Below are 10,582 nucleotides of genomic sequence, written 5' to 3' on the forward strand. Positions count from 1 at the left end.
GTTGCAGTAGGTCGCGTCCAAGTAGACGTACAAGTAGACGTAGGGGAAGCGGACGTGATCCAGCGGGCGGGTGCGGAATGCGGTCAGCGGCCCGTCCAGCATCGTGCGGATCCGCGAGACTTCGGACTTGGAGATCCCGCTGTCCCCGCCCAGAGCTCTGACCAGATCATCGACGCTGCGGGTGGAGACGCCGTGCACATATGCCTCCATGATGACCGCGTAGAGAGCCTGGTCGATGCGAATGGGGCTGGGCCCCTGGAGCTTGGGCAAAGTGCAGAGGCCCGGTTGACCGGCACGGCCGTTCGCCCCAGGACGAGGCCGCACCGGGCCCGGGGCTCGGGCCGTGCTCGGGGCTCACCGACGGGACCAGTCGGCGGGCCCCTTCGGGTCGAGCGCGGTCCAACTGGGCTCCGCCTCGGCCGTCGCCGACTCCAAGCAGACCCTGCTGTGCACGTACCTGTCGGCCGTGCTGCTGGTCGGCCTGCTGGCCAACTCCCTGCTCGGCTGGTCCTGGGCGGACCCGATTGCCGCCCTGGTCATCGCCGCCGTGACCGTCAAGGAGGGCCGGGGGGGCATGGCGGGGCGACAGCTGCTGTGCCGTGCCGGCGGGTGCGGTGGCCCCGTGGACGTGGACACCGCACCGTCGGCCGACAAGGAGCCGCACGGCTGCGGCTGCGGGCCCGCCTGCTCCGGCTGCTGACGCGGCACTGACGAGTCGGACTATCTGGCGTACAGCAGTGTGCCGAAGCCGAGTTGGTCGAAGCCGCCGCTGGTCGTCCCGTACGGAGAGTCGCCGCCACCGCCCTCCGGGCGCCCCTTCTCCGCGATGGCCGTGATGTACGGGACGGAGAGGCGCCGCCGACGCGCGTAGTGGTAGTGGAGCATGTCCCACACCGGCCTGGGCTGCCCGCGGCTCGCGGAGGAGATCACGGTCTGCCGCTGGGGCGCGCAGTTCTGGCCGCTGCCCCAGGTGTAGGTGGTGAAGGGCACGTCCTGGCCGAGGTTGTACTTGGCGACGTACTGCGCGGCCTTCATGAACCGGTTGTCGTCATAGCCGTACAGGTCCTCGCCCTGGTGCCAGGCCATCTCGCAGAAGGCGCCCATCAGGCCGATTCCCAGCAGGCTGTGCCCCTGGTCGCGGCCGGACTCCTGCCACTGGGCGAGGCCCTCGCTCTCGTACACGAACGGGACGGCGTGGCGGAGGGAGCCGTTGCCCGCGCCGTTCTTGAAGTAGTCGACGGCCTGGTCGTACTTGGCGTCGTCGTCGCACAGGATCCCGATCGCGAGGATCGAGGCCATGGTGCACAGGTCCCAGTTGGCCCAGTAGTTGGTGATGCAGGCGTCGTTGTGCTCGCGGAGGAACCGGTCGTTGAGGGGGTAGAAGACGTTGAGCATCATCTGCCGGAACCGGGCGAGGTCGAAGCCCGGGGAGCCGCGCATCAGCTCGGCGGCGTTGGCGAACTGGTAGCCGTAGATGCCGGCTGCGAGGAAGCGGTCGGCGTTGCCGGTGATGGTGGTGAGGATCGCGGACCAGGCGTTGAGGATCCTGACGGCCGCGTCGGCGTGGGCGGTGGTCCCGGCGATCCTCCAGCGCAGGGCGTTCTGGTAGGCGGCGTGGATGTCGTTGTAGAGGAGGGGGTAGTTCGCGCCGGGGCCGCCGCGGATGATCGTGGCCCGGGGGTTGGGCGTCCAGGTGCTCTGCGCGTGCCGGTTGGCGACCAGGCGGTTCCAGCCGGACCGCCAGGGTTCGAGACCGACGGCCACATAGACCTTGGCGCGGTTGAGTTCGCCCCAGCTGTTCAGCATGCCGGGGTGGGTGAAGAGCAAGGGGGCCGCCTCGGCGCGGCCGCTCACGCCGGCCGCCGTGCCCACGCCGAGCACCCCGGCGGCGGCGAGACCGCCCGCGGCACGCAGCAGTGTGCGGCGGCTGGGTCTCTGGTCAGCGGTGGGAGACATGTCGTGGGGGTGGGGGAGGTCGCTGCTCATCGCCGGGTCTCCGTTCAGAGGGAGCGCTGCGGGGTGGGGGGCGGGGGCGCTGCACCGGCGTGGATGGCTGCCGGGAGGGCGGGCCGAGCGTACCCCTGAACTGACGGTCCATCAGGTATCTCGGCGGCGTTTCGGTGCACCGGGTCGAAGCCCTCCAGGACGACCAACTCGTCGGCCTGATGGAGACGGGGCGCCGGCTCAGGGCGTGGCCTCGGCCGGCAGATCCAGGCGAGCTCGTAGCCGCCGTCCGCCGTGGGGCCGGAGGAGACCCTGTCACCGAGGAACTCGGCGCACTGGCGCAGGCCCGCCAGACCGTGCCGGGCGCTGGGCAGGCCGCGCCCGGGACGGGTGGGGCGGCGTTGGTGACGGTGACGTGGAGGGTGCCGCTCGTGTGGCGGACGCGGACGGAGGCGGTGGCGCCGGGGGCGTGTTTGCGGACGTTGGTGAGGGCTTCTGCACTGTGCGGCAGACGGCGCGCTCCTGGTCACCGGCAAGGGCAGCAGCGCGCCAGGCGGCGGTGAGCAGGTCGAACAGCGCCTGGTCAGCGAAGAACACCCCGGCGGGCCGGCGCCGTACGCCGTCGAAGCCGACGGTGGGGGCCGTCTCGCCGGGGCCGCGGCGTACCTCGAGCGCCGCGGCGACGGCTGCCGGCAGCGCGCCGGAGGGGAAGGCGCCGGGCCGGTCGGCGTGGGCGGCGGCCGCGGCGAGGTAGAACGCGGCGAGCCCCGGCCGCTGAAGGGCAGCCAGGACGGCGGGCACGTCGGTCGTCCAGGCGGCCGGGCCGGCGGCGACGAGGCGGTGCAGCACCATCGCGTACCCGTCGTCGCCGGCATCCGGAGCGCCGGCGATCCGGACCGCGGCCGCCACCGGCCCTTGTACGGCCGCCAGTTCCACCAGGTCCCCGGCCTGAAGGGCCGTGGTGGTCTTCCACGGTTCCAGCACGGCCTGGGCGCGCGGGTCGGACGGGCCGGCGGGCTCAAGGCGGCGCAGCGCCTGAAGCAACGGCTCCCAGCCCTGAAGGACCGTGGAGGTCAGGACCGGCGACCAGTCCCACACCCGCAGCCAGGAGACGAACGGCTCGGCGCGGCCGTTGACCTGGTCGCCAGGTACAACCAGCCCTCGACAGTGGGGATATAGGTGATGTCGCCGACCACGCGCAGGCCCGGGGCGGCGGCAGTGAAGTCGCGCCCGCTTGGCGCTTTGTCGATTATCGCGAACGCGCCCCAGATGGTGACAATCACACCCGCGTACCCGGTGAGGCCGATCCAGAAGCTGCCATCTTCGAGGCCACGAGAGCCCCGACGGCAGAACGCCCGGTACAGAGCACTGCTCAGCACGAGCGTGATCACCATGCCTGCGCTACCGCCGACCAGCAGCCACCAGTGCAGGCTCCCAGGGTCGGAATCGGGCTGATGCTGCACGCGGGGCAGGGCGCCGAGGGCGGGCCGGCGGGTTCAGCGGCGGGACGGGCCCCGGGCTCGGACGCGCCGATGAGCCACTGTTACCCGGCCGAGGGGCCATTGCGACATCCGGTTCCTACGTTGCTCGCCTGATCCACCGGCCGGGCGGCGTACCGCTTCGGCCAGGAAGCGAAAGAGCCACCCATGATCACAGGCAGAGCAAGAACCTGGCTTCTCACCGTGCTCGTCACCGTGCTGGCGGGCCTGGGTATCCAGGTGATGACGGCGGGTGCGGCGAGCGCCTTCGTCGGCAACTGGCGGCTGGGCACATACAACATGCAGGGCTCCGGCGGCGGCCTGAACGGCCAGAGCAAGTGGCAGTCCGACGTGTATCCCCTGATGCAGCAGGGGATACAGGTGCTCGCGCTCCAGGAGGCCGGCACGATTCCCGCAAGCGCCACGAACGTCAGGAACCGTACGCTCACCGTGCACACCAACGACGGGGGGTACCAGTACTTCGGCCTGACCACCGCCGAGTGGCGGCCCGGAGGTTCCCGCGGCGCCACGTACTACATCTACCTGCTGAACACCGACCCCCAGGGTCACCGCGTCAACGTCGCGTTCATCACCAACCAGCGGGCCGACTCGATCGCCACGGCCTACGGCGGGGCCGGTGGAGCCGGGCGTCCCGCGCTCGGCCTGCGTTTCGGGAACGACATGTTCTGGAGCGTGCACGCGCTGTCCAACGGCGGTTCGAACGCGGCCCAGCTGGTACGGGAGATCAACGCCGCGTCCGCCGGTCGCAACTGGGCGGCGATGGGCGACTGGAACCGCACTCCGGAGTCCATGGAGACCCAGCTGTGGAACCAGCAGCAGGCCATCGCGGGCGACGTCACCTTCTACCACACCCGGGGGCAGGAGACGCAGACCCACCAGGGCGGAAACCAGCTCGACTACATGGTGTCCAACGGGAACGACGACTCCGTCGGCGCGGGCCGGATGCAGCTCATGTCCTCGGACCACTACCCGGTGATGTTCTACCGGCTGCACGCCCAGGCCGACATCGCCCTGACCAACTCCGCCGACGACCGGTTCCTCGGTCTCACGGAGAAGTCCGGACGCAACGGTGTCGGCATCGACGTCAACGAGACGCACCAGGACGCCTTCGGCGGCGCCTGGTACTTCGACCGGGTGGGCGCCGACTCGGTCGGACATGACCGCTACCGGCTCCGCAACCGCAGCACGCATGAGTGCCTCTACCTGCCGCACTCCAACTCGGTCGCGGTCCAGGAGCCCTGCGACGGCTCCCTCGGGCAGATGTTCTACGCCAGGAGCACCCCTCAGCAGGCCAACGACCCGATGATCAAGATCCAGTCATCGGTGGGCAACGACCTGTGCGTCGGTGAGATCTCCCCGAACGGAATCGACGGCGTACCGGTCGTCCTGACCGACTGCGACAACACGGGGACCTACTGGTACTGGCGGTACGCCGGTGCGGCCATCGGCACCACGCCCATCGTGCGGTACCTGTAGGAAACCCCGGGAGGGGTCGACTGGGGCGGGACGAGCGGGATGAGGCGACTGGGGCAGGGTGACCGGCGCGGGACGACCGGGGCAGGTCAGTCCGTCGCCAGCCGCAGCACCGCCTCGGCGCCTCCCTCCGGATGGTTACGGAAGGTCAGACGGGCGCCGAGCAGCCGGCTCTGGCCGACCGCGATGGTCAGGCCCAAGCCGGTGCCGGTGGACGGTGCGGACGTACGGAACCGTTGGGGACCGGACGTCCGCAGCACCGCGAACAGGTCGGGCGGGAAGCCGGGGCCGTGGTCCCGGACGCGGACGACCGGCCCCTCGACCTCCACCACCACGGGGACGGCGCCGTGCCGGAGCGCGTTGGCGGCGAGGTTGGTCAGGACACGCTCGACGCGGCGCGGGTCGGTCTCCACCATCGCGTCCTCGGTGATCCGGACCTGCACGCCGTCGAGTCCGGCGACCGCGCGCCGGGCCATGGCGCTCACCTGGCGGGACTCGGTCTCCACGGAGGCGCTGTGGGCGTCGAGGCGGGCCACTTCCAGGACGTCCTCGACCAGCCGCCGCATGTTCCCCACGGCGCCGGTCACCAGGTCCGTGGCCCGGCCCGGCGGCAGCAGGCCGACCGCGGTCGCCAGGCCCGCGACCGGCGTGCGCAGCTCGTGCGCGATGTCCGCCGTCACTCGGCGCTCGGCCTCCAGCCGGGCACCGAGTGCGTCCGCCATGGTGTTGACGGAGGCGGCGAGCCGGGCGATCTCGTCGCGGCCGTCGGGGTGGACCCGGGCGTCGAGGTCGCCGTCCGCGATCCGCTCCGCCGCGAGGGCGGCGGCCGTGGCCCGGCGGCCCATCCGCACGCCCAGCACCAGCCCCGCCAGGGAGACCACGACGGAGGCGGCGGCACCCGTGGTGACGAGGGTCCGGTCCAGCGTGCCGAGGGTGCGGGCCTCCGGGGCGTACGACCGTGAGAGCGCGAGGACGTTGTGGTCCGAGACGCGGGTCGCCGCCCACAGCACCGGGTGCGCGCCACCCGCCAGGTACGTCGCGCGGACGTTTCCGCGCACGGCCCGCGCCACCGCGGCCGGCAGGTCCGGCGGGTCGATCCGGGCGGGCGACTTGCGGGCTGCCGCGTAGTCGTACGCCGCGCTCAACAGCTGCCGGTCCAGGTCGGAGCGGGCGGTGGCCAACTGGTTGGCGGCGGTCGTCCGGTGGACGAGCACGCCGATCGCCCCGGCCACGCACAGGGCGGCGACGGCGACGGCCAGGGCGACCTTGGTACCGGCGTTCACGGCGACCGCCTCAGCCGCACAGCTTGTAGCCGAAGCCGCGTACCGTCTCGATGCGATCGCGGCCGATCTTGGCGCGCAGACGCTGTACATGGACGTCCACGACGCGGGTGTCGCCGGACCAGGCGTAGTCCCAGACGCGTTCCAGGAGCAGGTCCCGGGTGAGTACGGTGCCGGGCGAGGCCGCGAACTCCCGCAGCAGCTTCAGCTCGGTCGTGGTGAGGGCGAGGGGTTCCGTGCCCCGGTGGACGGTCAGCGACACGAGGTCGAAGACCAGGTCCCCGAACCGCAGCGGTTCAGTCCCGGTCCGCTGCTCGGCCGGGGCCGCGCGGCGCAGCAGAGAGCGGATCCGGGCCACCAGGACCAGACCGTCGAACGGTTTCGTCACATAGTCGTCGGCGCCCGCCTCCAGGCCCATCACCACGTCCACCGGGTCGTTGCGAGCCGAGATCAGCAGCACCGGCACCCCTGACTCCTCGCGGATACGGCCGGCCAGGCTCACGCCGTTGAGGCCGGGCAGCATGATGTCAAGGACGGCCACGTCCGGGGCACGGTCCCGGAACAGCGCGAGTCCGCTCACACCGTCGACCGCCGTGCGCACCCGATAGCCGCTCTCCTCCAGGGTGAGCCGGGTCGCCTCCCGGATCATCTCGTCGTCCTCGACCAGCAGGACCTCGTGCATGTGCTTCCTCTCGGTACTTCCGGTCGGTACTTCCTGCCGGTACTCCCTGTCACCACTTTCGGTCACGCCTTCGGCACGTGAACGGGCACGCTGCCGACGTCCTCCGCCCAGTCCGGTGCCGGCGGTCGTACGGCGGTGACGGCCGCGTGGCCGTAGTAGGCCGCGTACTCGCGCTTCACCAGGCCGGTCAGCACGACCCGGACCGGGTAGCTCGCGGGTTCGTTGTCCGGGCAGCCGGAGAGGCAGGCCAGGTCCAGCACCAGGCCGGTGGCGGTCGCGCGCGGAGAGCCCCAGCCGCGCCACTCCAGACGGTCCAGGGTGGTGAGCTCGGTGAGGTCCATCAGGTCGGGGCGCTGCCGGGGCTCGGAACGCCCGTCCTCCACGTACACCGGCCCCGACCAGGGAATCCCGGTCGGCGCCCGGCCCTCGATCCGGGTCCCGCCGTCCACTGCGCCGCACCCGGTGAGACCTGCGGCGAACAGGACGCACACCGTGACTCGTCGAAACGGCATGCCCTTGTTCTCCCTGATAGCCGTGAAAGAGCACATTGGCTGTTTCAGGTGAACGGAGAATGTCGCGACACCGAGCGGGAAGTTAATCAGTCCGTGGGTGTGGCGAGTACCACGCGCACGGCCCGGACCAGCGCATGCGCGCGCGGGGCCGCCGTCACGCTCTTGCGGAAGCCGTTCACGACGTAGCCGAAGACGATGCCCGACTCGGGGTCGGCGAAGGCGAGGGCGCCGCCGCGGCCGCGGTGGCCGAAGGAGCCCGCGTCCCGCACCGTGGTGCAGGCGAGCGTCACCCCGAACTCCTTCTCGAGCCGGGCCCCGATCCGCTTCGCTGTGTGCCGCTGCTTGCGCGGCGCCTCGAGATTCTCGCGCACCCACTTGTCGACCGTCTTCTTGCACGGCTCCATGCGCGGCGAGACACGCCTGGGCGCCTTCCGCGACGCAGCCATCGAGGAGGTCAACGTGACCTCGCAGACCAGCCGACGGTGCACTCCGTACTTCCGTGACAACGCCCGGATCAACGGCTTCTGTTGCCAGCTGTCCCGGCGAATCCGGTCGAACAGCTCTTGCTTGGACAACGACATCCCAAGCCACCACCCGCGACAGACCACGAGAAACGTCTCACCGCAAGGGCGGGGCCGAATCAAACCGACAGAGCCACGTAGGTGAAGCCGAACCAGCAGCGTCGTAGATGGTGTGCTGGTAGACGTACCGAACCGGCACGTCGAAGCTGGCAAGGGTGCCGGTGAGCGGCTCGCCGGGGCGTACATATTCGCCCAGGAGCCGTGCTTGCTGAAGCAGGCCGTATTTGCCGTCGCCGCGCAGCGCGCCGACCGACAGCACGACGTCCTCGTAGTCGGGCAGAGAGGCGTAAGGAGCCAATGCCGCTGCCGGCGTCGGCCCGCAGTCGGGGAGAGTGGTCACCGCGATCAACGCGGGCGGTTGTGCTGGTCAGCGCGACAGGTTCTTGCTCAGCACCGTCTCGCTGAGCCGCACCGATTCCATGAGGTCGTCGCGGGCTGCGGTCGGGAGCGATCCTTGGCCCAGCGCGGCGCTGTGGACGATGGCCCTCAGTGCCCGTGAACAAACTGATCACTTTCGGTGCTTCGGGGTGGTCAAAGGGCGTGCCAGGCGGCGGGGCATGAGCATGATCATCGACGACTTGATCACCGCCTCGTGGTGCTGGGTAATCGCTCGTAGTCGCGCACGCAGCGCTGGCAGATCCACGACAGTGTTCGCTCCACGCACCAGAACGAGGCGCTGGGTGGTAGAGCGAAGCCTGTGCGCCACGAGGCGCTCTGTTTGTATCCCCGGCTGAGCCGGGAGGAACTCGGAAGGAGGTTCCTGGGCCCGATGGCTTACCTGGATCCGAAAGGTGAAGGAGACAAAAGCAGGTCAGAAAACCAGTGACCGCGGACGTCTGGCCGGGGCCACCTCCGGGCAGCAAGTCCCGTAACAAGGCGTGCAGTTGGTTGACGACGCGGACGCGCGCCTGGGTGAGGTTCACCCCGCCGCTCGTCGAGCAGGGCCAGCGCGGTGGCGTGGTCCTCCGCGTCGACTTCCCGTCCGTCGCCGTGCAGGCAGGCCACGGTCGCGGCGGCGGCTGCGGCGATCTGGACGTTCTTGCGTCCGCCGCCGCGGGAGAGTTCGCGTACCCGGCTGGTTGCGGAGGCGGGGACGTCGACGACCCGCTCACCGCGGGCGATGAGCCACTGGGCCAGGTGCCGGCCCAGTACGTTGGCGTTTTCCACCGCCCACGTGCGCTCCGGCCACTTCCCGGCCCAGGTAAGCAGCCGTCGGTACTCCGGCAGACGGGCCCCGACAGTGACCGAGGCGAGCTGCCGATTGGGCTCCGGGGCCACGGCGACGGTGGTGTGGGTGGACTTGTACGGATCGACGCCGAGCAGTATCACGGGCGCTGCCCTCCCTACGGTGGTGCGACGACAGGGACGCCCACCGCCGACACTCCGACTTCGGGAACCAACCGGGCCGGGACACGCCTCTGTTGAGTCAGGCCGTAGACGGACGCCGGAACGGCGGCACACTCCCGATCAGCCAGCCAGGAACGGCGGCAGGAACCTCACGAGCCGCCCGGCCCGGCGTCCTACGGAAACGCTGCGAGCGGCCAACCCGACGACGTTCCGCTACCGCCATACAAGTCGGAACCTCATCTGGTCCCTGGTCACCGTGGTGCCACCCCGGGCGGTCGACGACGAGGCGGCCGGGGACGAGGCCGTCGGCGATGAGTGACCCCGCCGTCCGCGTCGACACCACCAGCCAAGTGCCGCCGTACGAGCAGATCCGCGCGCAGCTCGCCGCGCTGATCGTCACCGGCCGGCTGGCCGAGGGCGAGCGGCTGCCGACCGTGCGCCAGCTGGCCACTGACCTCGGTCTGGCGCCGGGCACGGTGGCCCGCGCCTACCGCGAGCTGGAGGCCGCCGAGCTGATCCGCACCCGCCGCGGCGCGGGCACCCGGGTCGCGGCACCCCCGGCCAGCCCGACCCGCCCACACACCGCTCAACTCGCCACCCTCGCCCGGGACTTCACATCCTCGGCCCGCGCACTGGGCGCCGACACCGACACCATCCTGACCGCCGTCCGCGACGCCCTGGGCCCGGCCTCTTCCTGAGCGATCGCCCACGTCGAGCGCGTGCGGGGCCTCATCACCTCGGTGGCCGGTCGTCGCCGAGCAGCCTTGTCAGGCGATCGGGCGTGTCGTCGAGGAGGAGCAGCAGTCGCGGTGCGGCGCTGTCGTCGCCGGCGGCCTGGCCGAGGATGAGCAGCAACAGGGCCAGTACGTTCTCCGGCTCGTCGGCGAGGAGGTCCCCGGCCTCGCGGACGACGACGGCCATCGGCGGTTCCGACGGCTCGGACGGTTCGGACACGGCGTCCCGGAGGCAGTCGCCGAAGGCGTCCCAGTTGTGGCCGAAGTACTCCGGGAAGCCGAGCGCAGCGGCCCATTCGGTGAACAGGCCCTGCCTGGTGCGGCAGCGGGAGCCGCGCACCTCCTTCGGTGCCTCCTTCGGCGTTGGGATGCCGGCCGTCGCCTCGTTCAGCGGGCGGATCCAGGCTGTCGTGCTGGTCAATGCGACCCTCTCCTTCTGGGATACGGGTGGTGGGGGGGGGGGGTGGGGGTGCGCCGCCCCCACCCCCCCCCGCGGCGAACGCCCGGGGGGGGCCCCCCCCGGAGAGAAG

At 71.1% G+C, this 10,582-nt stretch carries 11 protein-coding genes and 3 pseudogenes; 3 read left to right on the plus strand and 11 right to left on the minus strand.

Going from position 1 to position 10,582, the window contains the following annotated elements; genetic code table 11:
• A pseudogene (locus AB0I18_RS50105) lies at nucleotides 1–240 on the minus strand (transposase); the annotation flags it as partial.
• A gap of 160 nt (nucleotides 241–400) precedes the next feature.
• Here AB0I18_RS50105 and AB0I18_RS50110 point away from each other — a divergent pair.
• Nucleotides 401–568, plus strand: a pseudogene (locus AB0I18_RS50110) (cation transporter); the annotation flags it as partial.
• 152 nt (nucleotides 569–720) lie between these two features.
• On the opposite strand, the gene AB0I18_RS50115 reads toward AB0I18_RS50110, so the two are convergent.
• The 3 genes from AB0I18_RS50115 to AB0I18_RS50125 form a co-directional block, all read right to left on the minus strand.
• Nucleotides 721–1,986 carry an alginate lyase family protein gene (locus AB0I18_RS50115; protein ID WP_363112544.1) on the minus strand — a complete coding sequence of 422 codons (1,266 nt, stop codon included), beginning with the start codon at nucleotides 1,984–1,986 and terminating at the stop codon, nucleotides 721–723.
• A 273-nt stretch (nucleotides 1,987–2,259) separates the two neighbouring features.
• A complete protein-coding gene (locus AB0I18_RS50120; protein ID WP_363112545.1) occupies nucleotides 2,260–3,042 on the minus strand; it encodes a hypothetical protein in 783 nt (260 codons plus the stop codon).
• Nucleotides 3,018–3,407 (minus strand): hypothetical protein, encoded by a 390-nt coding sequence (locus AB0I18_RS50125; protein ID WP_363112554.1) that lies wholly within the window; start codon nucleotides 3,405–3,407, stop codon nucleotides 3,018–3,020. Before AB0I18_RS50125 ends, AB0I18_RS50120 begins: the two co-directional genes overlap by 25 nt.
• A 183-nt stretch (nucleotides 3,408–3,590) precedes the next feature.
• Between AB0I18_RS50125 and AB0I18_RS50130 the strand changes: the two genes are divergently transcribed.
• Complete coding sequence (locus AB0I18_RS50130; RefSeq protein WP_363112546.1) at nucleotides 3,591–4,919, plus strand: endonuclease/exonuclease/phosphatase family protein; 1,329 nt, start codon at nucleotides 3,591–3,593, stop codon at nucleotides 4,917–4,919.
• Between the two features lie 86 nt (nucleotides 4,920–5,005).
• Here AB0I18_RS50130 and AB0I18_RS50135 read toward each other — a convergent pair whose 3' ends face one another.
• From AB0I18_RS50135 to AB0I18_RS50160, 6 genes and pseudogenes are all read right to left on the minus strand, one after another.
• Entirely contained in the window at nucleotides 5,006–6,199 is a 1,194-nt protein-coding gene (locus AB0I18_RS50135) for a HAMP domain-containing sensor histidine kinase (RefSeq protein WP_363112547.1), read from the minus strand.
• A gap of 10 nt (nucleotides 6,200–6,209) precedes the next feature.
• Nucleotides 6,210–6,878 carry a two-component system response regulator CseB gene (gene cseB / locus AB0I18_RS50140; protein WP_363112548.1) on the minus strand — a complete coding sequence of 223 codons (669 nt, stop codon included), beginning with the start codon at nucleotides 6,876–6,878 and terminating at the stop codon, nucleotides 6,210–6,212.
• Between the two features lie 62 nt (nucleotides 6,879–6,940).
• Entirely contained in the window at nucleotides 6,941–7,390 is a 450-nt protein-coding gene (locus AB0I18_RS50145) for a hypothetical protein (protein ID WP_363112549.1), read from the minus strand.
• A gap of 86 nt (nucleotides 7,391–7,476) precedes the next feature.
• A pseudogene (locus tag AB0I18_RS50150) lies at nucleotides 7,477–7,647 on the minus strand (esterase); the annotation flags it as partial.
• 361 nt (nucleotides 7,648–8,008) lie between these two features.
• Nucleotides 8,009–8,320, minus strand: a complete 312-nt coding sequence (locus AB0I18_RS50155; RefSeq protein ID WP_363112550.1) for a hypothetical protein — start codon at nucleotides 8,318–8,320, stop codon at nucleotides 8,009–8,011.
• Nucleotides 8,321–8,745: 425 nt separating this feature from the next.
• The gene (locus AB0I18_RS50160) at nucleotides 8,746–9,300 is read right to left on the minus strand and encodes a transposase (protein ID WP_363112551.1); all 555 of its coding nucleotides are present in this window, start codon (nucleotides 9,298–9,300) and stop codon (nucleotides 8,746–8,748) included.
• Between the two features lie 329 nt (nucleotides 9,301–9,629).
• Between AB0I18_RS50160 and AB0I18_RS50165 the strand changes: the two genes are divergently transcribed.
• Complete coding sequence (locus AB0I18_RS50165; RefSeq protein WP_363112552.1) at nucleotides 9,630–10,016, plus strand: GntR family transcriptional regulator; 387 nt, start codon at nucleotides 9,630–9,632, stop codon at nucleotides 10,014–10,016.
• A 34-nt stretch (nucleotides 10,017–10,050) separates the two neighbouring features.
• Here the strand turns inward: AB0I18_RS50165 and AB0I18_RS50170 are convergent, their stop codons facing one another.
• Complete coding sequence (locus tag AB0I18_RS50170) at nucleotides 10,051–10,473, minus strand: barstar family protein (RefSeq protein WP_363112553.1); 423 nt, start codon at nucleotides 10,471–10,473, stop codon at nucleotides 10,051–10,053.
• Nucleotides 10,474–10,582: the final 109 nt, after the last annotated feature.

This window comes from Streptomyces sp. NPDC050704, assembly GCF_040654355.1.
Lineage (GTDB): Bacteria > Actinomycetota > Actinomycetes > Streptomycetales > Streptomycetaceae > Streptomyces.

Excerpts from the sequence above, each read along its gene's own strand:
- AB0I18_RS50115 (WP_363112544.1), bottom strand. The coding sequence starts at position 1,986 with ATGAGCAGCGACCTCCCCCACCCCCACGACATGTCTCCCACCGCTGAC.
- AB0I18_RS50130 (WP_363112546.1), top strand. The coding sequence starts at position 3,591 with ATGATCACAGGCAGAGCAAGAACCTGGCTTCTCACCGTGCTCGTCACC.
- cseB (WP_363112548.1), bottom strand. The coding sequence starts at position 6,878 with ATGCACGAGGTCCTGCTGGTCGAGGACGACGAGATGATCCGGGAGGCG.
- AB0I18_RS50145 (WP_363112549.1), bottom strand. The coding sequence starts at position 7,390 with ATGCCGTTTCGACGAGTCACGGTGTGCGTCCTGTTCGCCGCAGGTCTC.
- AB0I18_RS50165 (WP_363112552.1), top strand. The coding sequence starts at position 9,630 with ATGAGTGACCCCGCCGTCCGCGTCGACACCACCAGCCAAGTGCCGCCG.